At 49.6% G+C, this 16648-nt stretch carries 14 protein-coding genes; 4 read left to right on the top strand and 10 right to left on the bottom strand.

Going from position 1 to position 16648, the window contains the following annotated elements:
* Positions 1–233 precede the first annotated feature (233 nt).
* The 5 genes from T504_RS0106165 to T504_RS0106185 all read right to left on the bottom strand — a co-directional run bounded on the left by T504_RS0106165 (position 234) and on the right by T504_RS0106185 (position 7038).
* Positions 234–665, bottom strand: coding sequence for a hypothetical protein (locus tag T504_RS0106165; protein WP_033170199.1), 432 nt, complete (start codon positions 663–665; stop codon positions 234–236).
* A gap of 86 nt (positions 666–751) precedes the next feature.
* On the bottom strand, positions 752–1417 hold the full coding sequence (gene narI, locus T504_RS0106170; protein ID WP_033170200.1) for a respiratory nitrate reductase subunit gamma: 666 nt from the start codon (positions 1415–1417) through the stop codon (positions 752–754).
* Positions 1414–1944: a nitrate reductase molybdenum cofactor assembly chaperone gene (gene narJ, locus T504_RS0106175; RefSeq protein WP_033170201.1), complete on the bottom strand. Its 531-nt coding sequence runs from the start codon at positions 1942–1944 to the stop codon at positions 1414–1416. Before narJ ends, narI begins: the two co-directional genes overlap by 4 nt.
* A gap of 2 nt (positions 1945–1946) precedes the next feature.
* The gene (narH, locus tag T504_RS0106180; RefSeq protein WP_033170202.1) at positions 1947–3365 is read right to left on the bottom strand and encodes a nitrate reductase subunit beta; all 1419 of its coding nucleotides are present in this window, start codon (positions 3363–3365) and stop codon (positions 1947–1949) included.
* Complete coding sequence (locus tag T504_RS0106185; RefSeq protein ID WP_033170203.1) at positions 3355–7038, bottom strand: nitrate reductase subunit alpha; 3684 nt, start codon at positions 7036–7038, stop codon at positions 3355–3357. The genes narH and T504_RS0106185 overlap by 11 nt, the downstream gene beginning before the upstream one ends.
* Positions 7039–7254: 216 nt before the next feature.
* Here T504_RS0106185 and T504_RS0106190 point away from each other — a divergent pair, with 216 nt between their 5' ends.
* The 3 genes from T504_RS0106190 (at position 7255) to T504_RS0106200 (ending at position 9923) form a co-directional block, all read left to right on the top strand.
* Complete coding sequence (locus T504_RS0106190; RefSeq protein WP_033170204.1) at positions 7255–8241, top strand: GGDEF domain-containing protein; 987 nt, start codon at positions 7255–7257, stop codon at positions 8239–8241.
* Positions 8226–8528: a hypothetical protein gene (locus T504_RS0106195; protein WP_033170205.1), complete on the top strand. Its 303-nt coding sequence runs from the start codon at positions 8226–8228 to the stop codon at positions 8526–8528. Before T504_RS0106190 ends, T504_RS0106195 begins: the two co-directional genes overlap by 16 nt.
* 117 nt (positions 8529–8645) lie before the next feature.
* Positions 8646–9923 (top strand): L-cysteine desulfidase family protein, encoded by a 1278-nt coding sequence (locus T504_RS0106200; protein WP_033170261.1) that lies wholly within the window; start codon positions 8646–8648, stop codon positions 9921–9923.
* A gap of 57 nt (positions 9924–9980) precedes the next feature.
* Here the strand turns inward: T504_RS0106200 and T504_RS0106205 are convergent, their stop codons facing one another.
* The 5 genes from T504_RS0106205 to T504_RS0106225 form a co-directional block, all read right to left on the bottom strand.
* Positions 9981–10856 (bottom strand): serine hydrolase, encoded by an 876-nt coding sequence (locus T504_RS0106205; protein WP_072022712.1) that lies wholly within the window; start codon positions 10854–10856, stop codon positions 9981–9983.
* A 15-nt stretch (positions 10857–10871) separates the two neighbouring features.
* Complete coding sequence (locus tag T504_RS0106210) at positions 10872–11207, bottom strand: hypothetical protein (RefSeq protein ID WP_033170206.1); 336 nt, start codon at positions 11205–11207, stop codon at positions 10872–10874.
* A 156-nt stretch (positions 11208–11363) separates the two neighbouring features.
* Positions 11364–12383, bottom strand: a complete 1020-nt coding sequence (locus T504_RS0106215) for a substrate-binding domain-containing protein (protein ID WP_033170207.1) — start codon at positions 12381–12383, stop codon at positions 11364–11366.
* A 12-nt stretch (positions 12384–12395) separates the two neighbouring features.
* A complete protein-coding gene (locus tag T504_RS0106220; RefSeq protein WP_051635234.1) occupies positions 12396–14093 on the bottom strand; it encodes a methyl-accepting chemotaxis protein in 1698 nt (565 codons plus the stop codon).
* A gap of 307 nt (positions 14094–14400) precedes the next feature.
* Positions 14401–15075 carry a Crp/Fnr family transcriptional regulator gene (locus T504_RS0106225; RefSeq protein WP_033170264.1) on the bottom strand — a complete coding sequence of 225 codons (675 nt, stop codon included), beginning with the start codon at positions 15073–15075 and terminating at the stop codon, positions 14401–14403.
* Between the two features lie 195 nt (positions 15076–15270).
* Here T504_RS0106225 and T504_RS0106230 point away from each other — a divergent pair, with 195 nt between their 5' ends.
* Positions 15271–16614 (top strand): MFS transporter, encoded by a 1344-nt coding sequence (locus tag T504_RS0106230; RefSeq protein WP_033170208.1) that lies wholly within the window; start codon positions 15271–15273, stop codon positions 16612–16614.
* Positions 16615–16648 lie beyond the last annotated feature (34 nt).

Raw genomic sequence — 16648 nt, forward strand, 5'->3', positions numbered from 1 at the left:
AGCCTTGACGTTCCGCGTGAAGCAAGAAATTTTTGCCTGCGTTCTCGTTGGAAAAGCAGTTTCGTCCAAGCGAAGCGCGTTTAACTGTTTTCCAACTCTTAATTAAAAGGCAAAAATTTCTTGTAGCGGGTTGTCACCGGTGGAGCGTTGGTACTGGGGCCCCCGCCGCCGGCGATTTGTCTCGAACACGAACTGGGTACTACTCCCCTGCAAACTGTAATTTCACAGTCCCTTTATTTGGCGGCTTTTTCCGCCGCCTTTAGACTCTTTTCCATATTGCTCAGAACTTCCGGCGTGACATTTCCCTGGCCCGCACGCTTTAGGATTTGGGCGTGGTGCATAATATCTTCAATGTTTTCGATATAATCCCGTTCCGCAGCGTAGAGCGTAGCAAAAATAGGCTCCTTTCCCTTTCCCAAGACTTTTTCAGCCAATTTCTTGAGCTCCTTCAACGTCTTTCGTTGCGTCAGGATAAATCCAACATTTTCACGCTCTACTCGAGCCAGGGTTCCATCAATCTTATCATGAAGCTGCTGGATTTCCCGCATATTGTCCTGCAGCATGCTGAGCTGCTCCTTCTTGCGTCTGAGTCCAGCCAGCTCTCCTGGGGTATGCTGATGCGCATGATCATGATGATGCCCGCAGGAACAATGTTCTTCACCCATTCTATCTCTCCTCAAAACTTCTCTGTTGTCATTCACTGCTACCTATTATACAAGAATACCACAAAAAAGTCTTGCGACCTTGCCGATCATTTGCGGCGATAGATGATATCCCGACGGAAAAGATATTCAACCGGAACGCTTAAGCAATGCACCAAGCGCGTAAAAGGAAACAGCATCGCCAACAGCATCCAGGATACCATGTGCAGCTGAAACACAGCTGGTACCCCCTCCATCAGCGAAATATCCGGCTGCAGCATCAATACGGAACGGAACCACGGCGAAATCGTCTCCCGATAGTCAAAGGTTCCAGGGATATTCGACAGCGTTGCCAACATGCCAGACATCAGCGCCAGGAGCAGCACGAGATAAAGCCACCGATCCATAACACTTGTATTGACCTTCAGGCGGGCACTGCCAGCAAAACGCCGTTTAAGCAGCAGCAAGAAGCCCCCCAAGAACAATATCCCTGCGGGGATGCCACCAGCCAGCGACATCAGATGATACGTATGCTCATCGGTCCCCCCCATTTCCGTCACGAATTTCGGCACGAGGACACCGACGAAGTGACCGCCGAACGCCATGAAAAGCCCCAAATGAAATAGTGGATTCCCCCATTGACTGTCACGCTTGGACAAAAACTCGCTGGACTTGGTCGTCCAATTCCGTTCGAAATAAACATAGCGGACAATCGTACCGCCAATAAATATCGTCAAAGCGATATAAGGCAGCACGCCATATAAAAACGCCTTCATGCAGTTTCACTCTCCAATTCCTCTGCCGTCATCAAAATGACATCCAGCAAAAACGTATGCGCTAGTTTGGCTTCGGTAAAACGACTGCGAAGCAGCTCCACTTTCGGAGCGGCCACCGCTAGAACGCTATGCGCCCGCTTCTGAGAAAGAGCCGCCGCAAGTTCTAGAATTGCCGGCAGATAATCCGGCAATTCCTTATCCGTATCGAAACCATTATCCAAAAACAGCCGTTTAAAGGTAAGCATTTCGCCTGACTGCTTGCCAAAATCCGTGCGATCATGCATCGTTAAATAAAGATTCGTATTGGACGAAAACTCGAAGATGCGGACATAGAATTCTTCGTATTCTTTCTGCCCCATATCCTCGATGTAATCAATAACCTCCAGCAGTTCTTCACGCTTCTGTTTAACCGTAATCTCAGCAGCAATACGGCGCACCTCGGTAAGGTGACTCCACCATTCTTCATCTGGATAGCCAAAAAGATACGCCACCAGTGATAAAGTATCTTTATATTCCTGCGCTGCCATTATCAGCACCCCCCCGGGCAGTTATACCCGCAGCTTCCCTGCAGCTCACGGAGTTTCTCGGCAGACTGTTCCTGCATGCCAGCTGGGATTTTAAAACGGTCTTTATATTTGGCAATCGCCAGCAAGCGATACATCTTTTGATAGGTGTCTTTTTCCGCCACCAGCCGCTCCGGAATTGCTTCACCTGTCTCCAAGCATCGCATCAAAAGACGCATGTCCAAGAGTTTCTGCAGGGACGCTTCCACAATCTGCGTATTACCAGCACCGAAAAGCTCTGCCAAATAAGCGATTGGGATGCGCATATCACTTACCTCCGGCAAATACACATCAGCTTCGACACGGCGCGTGATTGGCGAAAGAGGTGGTACATACCAAACCATCGGCAAGGTGCGATATTCCGCGTGAAGCGGCAGAGCGATTTGCCATTCTTTGACCAGCTGATAAACCGGCGAATCCTGGGCTGCCTTGATCCAGTTCTCCGGTATTCCTTCCTTGCGAGCGGCTTCCATGACCGCGGGGTCGTGCGGATCCAGCAGAATATCGAGAACGCTTTGATAAATGTCGCCTGTCTCTGGGGCAGAGGCTGCCTCTTTGACCTTATCCATATCGTAGAGCAGGACTCCCATATAACGAAGGCGGCCAACACAGCTATCCGCACAGACCGTTGGCAGTCCATTTTCCAGCCGGGGGAAACAGAATACACATTTTTCGGCCTTATTGGTCTTCCAGTTAAAGTAGACCTTCTTATAGGGGCAGGCCGGAATGCAGTGACGCCAGCCGCGGCAGCCATCCTGCGAAACAAGCACGACGCCATCCTCCTCGCGCTTGTAAATTGCCCCGGAAGGGCAGGCTGCTACGCAGGCCGGATTCAGGCAATGGTTGCAGACCCGCGGCAGATATTTCATGAACAAATCATGAAATTCCATGGTGATTTCGCCTGCCATATTTTTGAGATTGATATCCTGACGAACCGACTCGCCATCGGCCAAATCATCTTCCCAGTTCGGGCCCCATTTGATTTCCATGCGCTTTTGCGTTATCAGCGAACGCGGACGTGCCACCGGCTGATGTTTCTTGCGCTTTGACGTAATCAAGGATTCGTAGTCATAGGTCCACGGCTCATAGTAGTCATCCATTTCCGGTTGATCCGGATGATAAAAGAGCTTTAAGAGCCTCTCCGGTTTGGATCCCGAGCGAAGCTGCAGCTTGCCATTTTTAAGCTCCCAGCCACCTTTCCACTTCTGTTGATCCTCCCAATGCTTGGGATACCCAATTCCAGGTTTTGTCTCAACATTATTGAAATACATATATTCCGCCCCCTGGCGGTTGGTCCAGACATTCTTGCAGGTGATGGAGCACGTATGGCAGCCAATACACTTATCAAGATTCATGACCATGGAAATCTGCGCTTTAATCTTCAAGCCAATCTACCTCCCCCTGCATTTTGCGGGCTACCACATACATATCGCGCTGGTTGCCGGTCGGACCATAATAATTGAATCCATAGCTAAGCTGACCATAACCGCCAATCATATGCGTCGGCTTCATGTGCAGCCGCGTCGGCGTATTATGCGTTCCTCCACGCGTACCAGAAATCTTTGAGCCTGGGACATTGATGTGATTATCCTGGGCATGATGCATGTAGACTACGCCCTGCGGCAGCCGCGGTGTTACGACAGCTCTTGATACTACCACGCCATTATGGTTATAGAGCTCCACCCAATCGTTATCCTTGACGCCCAACTCTTTGGCATCCTTCTCGTTAAACCAAACCGACTGTCCCCCACGGAACAAGGTTAAGAGCTGCTGGCTATCAAAATACATCGAGTGCGTGCTCCATTTATTGTGCGGTGTCAGATATTTGAGCGTTAATTCCTTGCAGCCGCCAAGTTTCTGCTTGATAGGCGCATAGTCAAGGATTGGCCGATAGGTCGCCATGGCTTCGCCGGCTTCACGCATCAGTTCATGATCGAGATAGAAATGCTGACGGCCCGTATTCGTGCGGAAGGGCAGCAGCTCTTCAATGTTGGTCGTAAAGGGCGTATACCGGCGATTCTGATTGGACCCCGTAAAAGTCGGCGACGTAATGGACTCCTTCGGCTGTACCGTCAGTTGTTCAAAGGTAAAGCGCTCACTTTCACGGTCTTTGGCCAGCCGCGTGAGATTGCTAAGGCCGGATTCCTTTTCGCAGGCTTCCCATGCCTTAACGGCCACCTTGCCATTGGTCGTCGAGGAAAGTCCCAAGACCGCATCAGCGGCCTGCTTGGCCGAATAGATGGACGGACAGCCATAGGAAATGTATGCTTTGTTATCTACGAGACCGTTGCGCTTGCCGATTTCCTGATACTCATCCGCTGAGCTCCAGGTCATAGCCTCCGCGCCCATCGTCTCGGCCACTCCTGGTCCCAGGGCAATCCATTTTTCATAGAGCTTCGTATAATCAAGTTCCGTCTCAATGAGATTGGGCATCGTCTTCCCGGGAATCGGTTCACACTCGCCTTTGCTCCAGTCGCGAATTTTGCCATAAGGCTGAGCAATCTCGCCTTTAGTATCATGCTGGATGGGCATCGCCACCACATCTTTGAGCGGTTTGAGATCAGCTTCTTTGGCTACCTCTGAAACCTTCTTGGCCAGCGTGCGGAAGATATCCCAGTCCGTACGCGACTCCCACATCGGGTCAATTGCCGCCTGGAACGGATGCACAAACGGATGCATATCGGTAGAGGAAAGATCATCCTTCTCATACCAAGTAGCCGTCGGCAAAACCACATCAGCGTACAAAGCCGACGATGCCATGCGAAAATCGATGTCCACCAAAAGATCCAATTTCCCGTCGGCTGCGCCACCGGATTGTTCGAGCTCGGCCGCCTCGCGCCATTTGATTTCTGTAGGACGGGTGGCACACTCTTCCTCCGCAAACAGACTATTTTTCGTCCCCAACAGGTATTTGAGATAGAACTCATGCCCCTTAGAGGAGGAACCAATGAGATTGTTGCGCCACATAAAGAGATTGCGCGGGAAATTCTCCGGCGCATCCGGATCTTCGATGGCAAACTGCAGGCTCTTATCTTTGAGACTGTCGACGATATACTGCTTGACATTCTTGCCAGCGGCAGCTGCTTCCTCATGGAGCTGCTGGCCGCTCTTGTTAAACGTCGGATAGGACGGCAGCCAACCGAGCCTTGCCGCCATGACATTATAGTCCCCGGCATGGCGGTAACGCGGTGTTTCCGTCGGTGCGGTGATGTCTGCGACATCTATCTCATCGCTTCGCCATTGGTCCGTGGCAAAATAATAGAACGACGTCGAGTTCTGAAGTCTTGGTGGTTTTTTCCAATCGAGGCCCGTCATGATGCGCTGCCAGCCCTCGGCGGGGCGGAGTTTTTCCTGCCCGACATAATGGGCCCAACCGCCGCCATTGCGGCCCTCAGCCGCCACGAATAACAGGTTGTTAAGAATCGCACGATAGACGATATCCGCATGGAACCAATGGTTGATACCACCACCCATGATGACCATCGTGCGGCCCTTGGTCTTGATGGAATTATCCGCAAACTCGCGCGCCGTATGAATAACCGTATCCATCGAAACACCCGTATATTTTTCCTGCCATTTCGGCGTATAGGGAATATCTTCCTCATAGGAAGCAGCAGCATCGCCGCCCAACCCACGGTCAATGGAATAGTTGGCCAAAGTCAAGTCATAAACCGTGGTTACGAGTATTTCTCCGTCCTTCGTCTTGACCCGCTTGACCGGAACAGCCCGGGTAAGCGTACGCGATTCCCGCTCATTGCCAAAATAGGGCAGTTCCAACTCAGCCACCTCATCCATGCAACCGAGTATCGAAAGCTGTGGCAGAATCTTCTCGCCTGTATCGGCATTTTCCTCACGGAGGTTCCACTTCTCCTGACGATCCCAACGATCCCCAATCGTGCCATTCGGTATGACCAGCTTGCCGGTTTTCTCATCAATGACATAATACTTAAATTCCGAATTCGCATCTTCACGCCCCAAATCAGCGGCGACCAGATAGCGATCGGTATGAAATTTGCCATTTTCTTTTTTTACCAAACGCACGAGGAACGGGAAATCCGTATACTTGCGCGTGTAATCCAAAAAGAACTTGCAAGGTTCCCCCCAATAATACTCGTTTAGGATGACATGCCCCATCGCCATAGCAAAGGCCGAGTCACTCCCCACCTTGAGCGGGATCCAGGTATCCGCCACCGCCGTCGACTCCGCATAGTCCGGCGATACCGAGACCACCTTCGTCCCCTTATAACGCGCTTCCGTCAAAAAATGCGCATCCGGCGTGCGAGTCTGCGGTACATTCGAGCCCCAGGTCATAATATAACCGGCATTATACCAATCCGAGGATTCCGGTACATCCGTCTGATCCCCCCAAACCTGCGGACTAGCTGGTGGCAAATCGGCATACCAATCATAAAACGAAAGGCCGGCACCTCCCAGCATCTGAACGAAGCGAATCCCAGCAGCATAGGACAGCATGGACTTCGCTGGAATAACCGAAAAACCAAAGATGCGGTCTGGACCGTACTTCATCGCCGTATACAGCACCGATGCAGCCACGATTTCCGCCGCTTCCTCCCAGTTCGAGCGCACAAAACCACCCATACCACGCGCTTCTTTATACCGCTTCATCTTGGCTGGGTCGCTGGCGATACTCTTCCAAGCATCAAAAGCCGTCTTATGCGTCTTTTTCGCCGCACGCCAAAGTTCCGCCAGCTCACTGCGCAGATACGGATATTTAATGCGATGCGGGCTGTAAAGATACCACGAAAACGACGCCCCGCGCGGACAACCGCGCGGCTCAAATTCCGGCATATCCGGCCCGGTCTCCGGGTAATCGTGAATTTGGTTCTCCCAGGCCACCAAGCCATTTTTGACATAGATATTCCAACTGCAGGACCCCGTACAATTGACGCCATGCGTAGAATGTACACACTTGTCAAAAGACCAGCGGTCACGATACAGGTTTTCCCAATCACGCCCGCCTTCATGGAGCTCTTGATGACCACTTTCCGATTGCTCTTTCGGAACAAGGTACTTGAACTTCTTAAAGATATTGCTCACGTTAATCTCCTTCCCAAAACATAACATCATTTTTTTCTTATTTTATTCGACTTCGTTGATTTTTCATGTGACAAACATCACTCGCTATTGATAAAGCTGCCAAAATAACGGACTGCCTTTGTAACAAAAAGCATCGACAGTTTCAACGCCGATTATTACACTACGATAGAGCATATCCCATGAATTGATTTTGTATGCATTTTAGGAGGAACTACCATGGCACTGGATAAGGAACTAGCAAATTATCTAAACAAGGAAGGTATCTTCCAGCAGATGTTTGATGTTATTCGTCTGGTCGAGCAGGACGGTCATTATATTTGCAAGTGCAATCACGACGGTTCCTGCACCATCACCAACGAAACGTGTTTTTCCGTCTGGGGAAAACCCCATCGCTGCAGCAATTGTGTCTCGCGGCAAGCCTATAACGAGGAGCGCCAACACGTAAAATTCGAATACGCCCATAACCGGTACTACTTTGTCATAGCCCGCCCCATCTGGCTCCAAGGGAAAAAATATGCCTTGGAATTTGTGATGGATGTTACCAACCAGTTCACCCAAAACAGTCCCACCGAGGGGAATTTTGTCATGAATCTAATCCATGAACTCGAACGGGTCTCTTCCCGAGACCCATTTACCGGCTTATTCAACAAAAACTATCTGCAAAAGGAATTGACACAAGCCTTGCAGCAGCGTCATACGCAATCTCAGTCAGAAGCCCCACTATACCTTGCCATCTGGGATATCGACAATTTCAAACAAGTCAACGATACCTACGGCCACGATATGGGCGACAAAATCCTGCTAAGTGTTGCTCAGGCATTGCAGCATGGCATCACCGCCGAAGATGGCATCACTGCCCGCTTTGGCGGCGATGAATTCATGATCCTATTCCGCCGGACCGACCGAGCCTATTGCGAGAAATTGCTACGAGCCATCAAAAATGACATCGACCACCAGACGCACAGCAGCCTGCTCTGCAACGAATCGACCTGTTTTCGCGTTTCGATAAGCTACGGATTAGCTGACGTTCACGCCTATGAAACCGCCGCCGCAGCCCTCCACGCCGCCGACCAGCAGCTTTATGACCGCAAGCGAAAAATACATAAAAAGGATGCGATCCAGAAGAAGGATTTTCTCCTTTCATCACGAAATAATAAAATACCTAAAATGCTGAAGGAGGGATTCCTATGGAAAAGCAAATAGCCGTCTGGCTTTTACAGCGCGGCTATGCCGATGACCTTGAGCAGGGCATCCGCTTTGCCCAAGCCTTGGCCAATAAAGAATGCACCGAGGAAATGTTGGACGCCCTCGGTCATAATATCGATGTATTTATGTCTGTGGGCGGACCGGTAACCGCGGACAATCTTCTGCCCTTTTTGCTCGACAAATACAATATGGCCCAAAAACTCATTCATTTTTGGAATGAAAATCCCAAAGACACCAATGCGATTTTCTTTTTCAACGAATGCCGCAAACTGGGCATCAGTTAAGAATCGGCAACGAAGCCTTCCCACGTTTGGGAGGGCTTTTTTTCTTTGGCAAAACTCGAACAACCGCGTTATAATAAACTTATTCGCTGTATATATGGAAAAGAATGGAGCGTCCACGTGAAAAAAACGTCGAAAATCTATCAAGACTATGTAGAAATCCTCCGGCGGGAACTCGTACCAGCCATGGGCTGCACCGAACCGATTGCCATCGCTTACTGTGCCTCTAAAGCCCGCGAAGCTCTAGGCGAACTGCCCGACCAATTGGAAATTACCGCCAGCGGCAACATCATCAAAAACGTAAAAAGCGTCATCGTACCGAACACCAATGGGCGCAAAGGCATTGAAGCTGCCGCCGCCATCGGCGTCGTAGCGGGTGATGAAACAGCCGAACTTGAAGTCATCGCCCATGCCCAGGAAAAAGACAAAGCAAAGCTTGCCGACTATATGGAAAATACCACCATCACCGTCGTATCGGCTGACTCCGATCACGTCCTCGACATCCTCGTGACTGCCAGCAAAGGCAGTAATACGGCCTGCGTCCATATCGTCAACGAACACACCAACATCGTGGAAATCACCCGCAATGGAAAAATCCTCTTCCAAAAAGAAATCATCGATACCCCCGAAACGAACAAACCCGATTATGAGAGCATGACCATCGAGGATATTTACGACTTTGCCACGACCTGCGACTTGGATGATGTCCGCAATATCCTCACGCGTCAAATCCAATACAACACCGCCATTTCCGACGAAGGCCTCAAAAACAATTATGGTGCTAACATCGGCTCGACTCTGCTCAAGGCCTATGGGAATGACATACGCATCCGCGCCCGGGCAAAAGCGGCTGCCGGCAGCGACGCCCGCATGAACGGCTGCGAACTACCGGTCATCATCAATTCCGGCAGTGGCAATCAGGGCATGACCGTCTCACTGCCTGTCATCGAATACGCCAAGGAACTCGGTGCCAGCGAAGAACGACTGCTGCGCGCCCTGCTTCTTTCCAACCTCGTTACCCTTCACGAAAAAGAAGGCATCGGCCGGCTTTCCGCCTACTGCGGTGCGGTCAGTGCCGGAGCCGGTGCCGGCGCTGGTATCGCCTGGCTCTGTGGTGGCGACTATAAAGCCGTCATCCACACCATCGTCAATGCCCTGGCCATCACCTCCGGCATTGTCTGCGACGGCGCCAAAGCCTCCTGCGCCGCCAAAATATCCGCAGCTGTCGACGCCGGCATCCTCGGCTTTGAGATGTATCGCAACGGCCAACAGTTCTACGGTGGTGACGGACTCGTATTAAAAGGCGTGGAAAACACCATCCGCAACATCAGCCGTTTAGGACGCATCGGCATGAAAGAAACCGATAAAGAAATCATCAACATGATGATCGGCAAATAAAAAGTGGATTGACTTGTCCTTTTCGTTTGACATGTCAATCCACTTTTCTTTTGGAACTCAATGGTTAGCGGCCGCTATTGCCATTTGACGAAGAATGGCTATCGCCCGCCCACGGCTGGAATAATTCTCTGTCATCCCTACGATAATAAAATGCCTGCCAGGCTGATAAACGATGCCACCATCATCATAAAGGCCATAAAGCTCCCCCGTCTTATGACAAATCATAACGCCGGGAAGTGCCGCTGGAAAACATTCGGTGTCGGTCTGCCCTTCCAAATAGCCGAGCATCACATCATCCAGCTCAGGACTTACGCAATTCCTATGATACAGCTTCACGAAAAAATCGCCCAAATCATTTACAGAGGTATAATTCTCGCGTCCCGCTGCCACCGCCTGACTATCCATCATCTTGCGTTGCAATATGGTATCCTTATACCCCTGCCGCTTGATATAAGCATTTATCTCATCCATCCCCAGCAAATCAATCATCATATTCGTGGCCGTATTATCGCTCTCGGTAATCATCAGCCGCATAATCGTATCCAACGTAAACTCTGTGCCGCTGGCATAACCAGCCAATACGCCGGCCCCTCCCACTTTATCGTAACTATGCAATATCAGATTTTGATAAAGGGATAGCTTGCCATCGCGAATCTTCTCCATCGCTGTACCTAGAATAAACACCTTGATCATGCTTGCCGACCGCATCTGCGTGGAATGGTAGCTGTACACCGCGCGATTTTCTCCCGGATAGGCCACAAACAATGCATATTGCGTACTATCCGAATTCGACAGGGCCTCCACCGCCTGTGCCAACGACTCATTACCGCTGCCTGGCACCACCTTCGCAGCTGCCCAAGCACTGCGCAAAGGCAATAGCATCGCCAGCATCAGCCCAATTAAACAACACCCGAATACTATTAAACGCCGCATCTGCCAGCCCCCACATCAGTAATTATTGACCACAAAACGATAAATATTTGCCGCTACCGGGGAAGCACCACCAAATACATAGCCATGATAACCTTCGGAATTGCGATAATACGGACTGCCATTCGACGGATAGAAGGAATAATAGAGGTAATTGCCCGCATTTTTCACCGTACACTGGAATGTGTACGGGCTACGGCTGGAAATACTAACCGACTGCGTAATAAGATACGCATGCGTTCCATCGCTATACGTTCCCATGTAATAATCGCTGGCCTCAGCGGGAACTGCCGGTGCTGCCATAAAAAGCAGTGCTGCCATTAACACAACCGAAGAAAATAAACGTTTCATCATAATACATACCTCCTTATCATCTACCAACATTACTTTATTCTTTACTTCGTCACCAGCATTACATTTCCTGCTCTAACCTTCCATGAATCCCCAACAAAATAGAGCCCGTACATCTCCTAGACGTACAGGCTCTATCCCCAACCATAATTCTTACTATTATTTTACTTCACTAAGATTATCTTTATCAATAATCAAGGGCGTGCAAAGATAAGCGGGAACAACGATTACCCCATTATTATACGACTTGACGTCGTTAATATCCGGCTGAGTGCCTTCGACCACCGCCTTAATCATGCGGACGGTTTTGGCCACCAGCAGCGATGGAGATTTGTAAATCGTAATGGCCTGCTTGCCATTCCGAATCGCATCGAGAGCCTGGCTCTCGGCATCCTGACCAGTTAATAGCGGCATTTCACTATAACCGCCTTTCGACAGCGCCTCGCGAATACCACCAGCCAAACCATCATTAGGAGAAAGGATCACATCAAGCTTAACGCCTGCATCCGGTCCCTGCAAAAGCTTTGTCATGCGTTCCGTTGCCCCTTCTGCCTTCCAGCCCTTGACGGCTACCTGGTCAAAGCTCGTTTCCTTTGAGGGAATTACGAGCTGCCCTTTATCGATGTACGGCTTTAACACTTCCATAGCGCCGTCATAAAATACATGCGCATTATTATCGGCAGGGTCCCCAGCAAATACTTCCATATTGAATGGACCGGCACCAGTCTTGAGCTGAAGTTTGGCCTCGATGTATTCGCCCATAGCCTGCCCTACGGCCAGGTTGTCAAAGGATGCATAATACGATACCGCATCGGTATTCATAATCAGACGGTCATAGGCAATAACAGCCACTTTTTTCTCTTTGGCTTCGGTCAACACGTCTTTTAATGCGGTACTGTCCACCGCCCCGATAACCAGGCATTTCGGACTATCCGCCAACTGTTTCTTGATTTGCTCAATCTGCTGCTCGGGCGTATCGGCAAACTGCAGGTCTACCGTATAGCCCTCTTTTTCGAGCTTTTCCTTGATGGTCTGACCATTCGTCTGCCAACTGCTCGAAGAATTGGCAAAGGCTACTGCTACTTTTTTGCTATTGTTATCACTGCCGCCACAGCCTCCGAGCACCAAAGTGCTGACAGCTAGCAACGCTAGGCAGAGAATTGTAATATATTTCTTCATGGAAAGGCCTCCTTAAATCTTGAACTTCGCCGCATGTTCGGAAAGCTCTTCGGCCAGGCTGGCGAGATTGCGGCTGGCATTCGCTACTTCATCCATAGCTGCAGACTGTTCTTCCGTTGCCGCCGACACCGACTGTGTTTCCGAAGCTACATCGAGACCGGATTTATTAATCCCTTCCATCACATCGACAAGCTCTTCTGCCTTAGCCGTAGATTTACGTGCTTCCATCAGGATGTCATCCGCATGCTTGGTAAGATTAGAAACCGCTGCTGAAATCGTCTCAAAGGCACTGCCGGCTTTTGAAACGACTTCACGGCCGCTCTTGACATCTTCAGTCCCCTTCTGCATGCGCATAACCGCCTGCTCCGTATCCCTCTGGATTGTCGTGATGAGTTCCGAAATTTTCTGGGCAGCCGTATTGGATTCCTCGGCCAGCTTACGAACCTCATCGGCAACAACCGCAAACCCTCGACCGGCATCGCCAGCCCGAGCCGCCTCGATAGCGGCATTGAGCGACAACAGATTGGTCTGTTCCGCGATTCCCGAAATCGTAACCGAAATCTGCCCAATCTCTTCGGAGCGTTCTGCCAATTTCTTGATAACCTCTGCGGAATCGGTTACCGAATCGGCAATTTCAGCCATCTGATCTACCGCACCAGCAATGGCATTCTTACCATCGGCGGCAATCCCTTCCACATTGCGGGCCGCATCGGCCGAGGATGACGCTTTATCCTGAAAACCATGGAGGCTCTCCGACATTTCCTGAATATCTTCTAGCGACTTGCTGACAGACTCTCCCTGAACGCTGGTATTGCCAGCTACATTCGTGATGGATACTGCCACCTGCTGGGTAGCCTGAGCCGATTGGCTGGCGTTTTCCGTCAGCTGCGTAGCAAACGTCGATACTTCATCTGCCGTCTGCTGAATATTTTTAATCAGCGCCCGCAAATTCTTAATCGTATCCCCATAAGCAGTCGTAAGCTGTCCTAACTCATCCTGCGTCTTGGCCACCGCCTCAACCGTAAGATTACCGGCTGCCACTTCCTTGGAAACCACCATGAGATACTGAATCGATTTCATAATGGAAGCACTCAGATAAAATGCCATAAAGCCAGCGAGCAGAACGACGAACAAAATGCAGACAATCAGCGTCCACTTGGTATGCTCATATTGTTCCGAGGCTTCCGCACTCTCTTTGTGGATGAAATCCTTGCTGCTATCGACTACACGATTTAGCTTACTAGTCATATCCGCATATTGGCCGTTTGACTTATCCAGCAGTTTGATAGCCTCTTCCTTCTTGCCATCCTTCGACAGCTTGATGATTTCCTTGGTATTTTGTTTATATTTTTCCCAAGTCCCACGCATATCGTTGAAATCATCGCGCGCATCTGGTGCTACTGCCGGTTCGATGGTATCAAAGGCAATATCCAGCTGATCAGCTTTCTTCATCGTCTCCTGAGCTGCATGAATGCGATTCGGAAGCGTTGTTGCCGTCACCACCGCATATTCTCCCTGACGATAATCTGCCAATGTACGGCTACTTTCCACACCAGCCAGCACACTAGAAAGATGTTCCGTTGCAATGCGCAACGCACCACTATTAATGCTGTTCAAACTATACCCCGTATAAAGCCCATTGGCCAAAAAGATTGCAATGAGCACACCAAAAACCAAAAACAATTTCTGGCGAATCGTCAACTTATCCACATTACCCACTCCTTACTTGTTGATAATCTCTTCTAATTATATCATAATTAATGCACATTTTCCTTAAAATCAATAAAAAATCTCCGAGATATTGGAAGTATTTTCACATTTTTATTCTTCTTTTTTATATCTCTATTCTTTTTATCTCTCACTTCCTATTTTTTATTCTGCTCAATCCGTTAAGCGTTTTTCCGCACAATATAAAAAAGCTATAAGCTAACGATACCTGATTGCCTTATCACAATCAATCCCCTTGCCTATAGCTTGTAACGCAATTTCGTTTCTCTCAACGTTTTCGTTCAAATGCTCATTCGATATTGCAGACTTCCCGGCCACAATTCTCACATTGGATTGCCTCTTTCAAATACTCCAAATCCTTGATAAAAATCAAATGACCACGGTATTCAATAATTCCTGCTTTGCGCAATTCACTGAGCATACGGTTGAGACTCTCGCGAGCAGTTCCCGAGTAATTGGCCAATTCTTGATTCGTCAGCGGCACAGAGATCAGAATTCCTCCATCCACCGCTTTGCCGTAGCTGTTTGACAGGCGAATCAAAGTCGAATACAAGGCACCTTTCTTCCCATACAAAACCAGATCCCGGAATTTTGAATGCTGTTTCCGCATATGCGCGCTGATAAGTTTTAGCAAATTCACTGCCAGCTGCGGCTTTTTCTCCAGATACGCCTGCAATACAGGAAACTCAATGGCATAGACCTCGGCTGCACTCTGCGCCACCGCATTGAAGATGTAAACGGGGCTGCTCTCGTACAGTGGCAATTCACCAATTATACTGCTGCGCGTTGCCAACCGCAAGCTGAGTACCCGTCCCGACGATGCGTATTTCGTGATAAAAATCTGTCCCGTCCGCACAATATAAAAATACTTGGCAGGATTCCCTTCATGAAACAGGTACTCTCCATCATGAAGCATGACAACCTTGCCGGGGATTTCATAAAGCTGACGAACTAACGATTCCATAGATTCCATGGCAATTACCTCATTTCCTATTTCTAAGAATAGTTTACTAGAAAAATGCATTTTCACCTGTAACATTTATCACAGCACTCGTGAGATTTGTTACTTACAGCTTGATGTTTTTTAATTATACTTGATGTAAATCATAAACTGATTTACACGTATTCATTATTCTTTTCATCGAATAGGAGTATTACTATGGCAGAAAACAATGTATTGCAACTGCTTGGCGATAGACCAAGCCGCAAGGAAATCCTGGCCCACTGGGAACCAGAAAACGAAGCCTTCTGGAACGCCTTTGGCAAAAAGATTGCCAACCAGAATCTCTATACCTCCACCTGGGCTCTGACCTTGTCCTTTGTCGTCTGGACGCTCTGGGCAACGATTGCCGCCAAGCTGAATAGTGTCGGCTTTCACTTTACCGACGAGCAGATTTTCACCCTGGCCGCCCTGCCCGGACTCGTTGGTGCTACAGGCAGACTCCTCTATACTTATCTACCCGGACTTATCGGCGGCAGAAATTCCACCTTTATCACCACAGCCCTGCTCTTGCTGCCCATCATCGGCCTGGGCAACGCCCTGCAGGATACTGCCACCTCTTACGATACCTTTGTATTGCTTGTTTCCTTCATCGGGATCGCCGGAGCAAACTTCTCGGCCTCGATGGCTAACATCGGCTTCTTCTTCCCCAAGGCCCATAAAGGTCTTGCCCTCGGCATCAATGCTGGTGTCGGCAATCTTGGCGTCTCACTCATCTACCTGACGGCCCCACTTCTTTTGGGCTGGAATCTTTCCTCATTTTTCGGCCCTGGTCTCATAACCAATAGTGGCACAACGATTTTCCTGCAGAATGTCTGCTATTTCTGGGCCATTCCCACGATTATTACCCTGGTACTGATTTGGCTGTTCATGGATAACCTGCCGCTGCCCAAGCAAAGTCCCAAATCCATCCTTTCGATTTTCGGCAACAAACACACCTGGCTCATGTGCTGGATTTACACCTGCGGCTTTGGTTCCTTCATCGGCTTTTCTGCGGCGTTGGGACTTCTCGTCACCAAAGAATTTCCGGAAGTCTCCTTCTCCATGGCCGCCTTCCTCGGCCCTTTTATCGGTGCCAGTGTCCGCCCCCTTGGGGGCTGGCTGGCCGATAAAATCAACAGCGGCTCCCGCGTTACCCTGCTGTCCCTTTTCGTCATGCTGGCAGCCAGCCTGGTTGTACTCGCGGGAATCCAGGCCCATAATTTCGCCATGTTCTTCGCAGCCTTCCTGCTGCTGTTTTTGACTACTGGTTTTGTCAACGGCGCCTCCTTCCGCATGATTCCCTATATCTTCAACAATCCCTTTCATTCCTCGCTGGTCACCGGTTTCACCGCAGCCATTGCTGCCTATGGTGCTTTCCTGATTCCGAAGATTTTCGGTTGGTCCTACGCCAATTTCCAAAGCGTAACCCCAGCCTTTTACCTGCTCATCGCCTTCACGGCCAGCACCATCCTGATTACCTGGTGGTTCTACGACCGCAAAGGCTCCGGAATGAACTGCTAAAACAAAAGCCTTCCCGAATACGGAGAAGGCTTTT

The organism is Selenomonas sp. ND2010, from assembly GCF_000702005.1.
GTDB lineage: Bacteria > Bacillota > Negativicutes > Selenomonadales > Selenomonadaceae > Selenomonas_A.

Coding starts and splice junctions, on each gene's coding strand:
- T504_RS0106205 (WP_072022712.1), bottom strand. CDS start 10,856: ATGCGGCGTTTAATAGTATTCGGGTGTTGTTTAATTGGGCTGATGCTG.
- narJ (WP_033170201.1), bottom strand. CDS start 1,944: ATGGCAGCGCAGGAATATAAAGATACTTTATCACTGGTGGCGTATCTT.
- T504_RS0106190 (WP_033170204.1), top strand. CDS start 7,255: ATGGCACTGGATAAGGAACTAGCAAATTATCTAAACAAGGAAGGTATC.
- T504_RS0106210 (WP_033170206.1), bottom strand. CDS start 11,207: ATGATGAAACGTTTATTTTCTTCGGTTGTGTTAATGGCAGCACTGCTT.
- T504_RS0106230 (WP_033170208.1), top strand. CDS start 15,271: ATGGCAGAAAACAATGTATTGCAACTGCTTGGCGATAGACCAAGCCGC.
- T504_RS0106195 (WP_033170205.1), top strand. CDS start 8,226: ATGGAAAAGCAAATAGCCGTCTGGCTTTTACAGCGCGGCTATGCCGAT.
- T504_RS0106225 (WP_033170264.1), bottom strand. CDS start 15,075: ATGGAATCGTTAGTTCGTCAGCTTTATGAAATCCCCGGCAAGGTTGTC.
- T504_RS0106165 (WP_033170199.1), bottom strand. CDS start 665: ATGGGTGAAGAACATTGTTCCTGCGGGCATCATCATGATCATGCGCAT.
- narI (WP_033170200.1), bottom strand. CDS start 1,417: ATGAAGGCGTTTTTATATGGCGTGCTGCCTTATATCGCTTTGACGATA.
- T504_RS0106215 (WP_033170207.1), bottom strand. CDS start 12,383: ATGAAGAAATATATTACAATTCTCTGCCTAGCGTTGCTAGCTGTCAGC.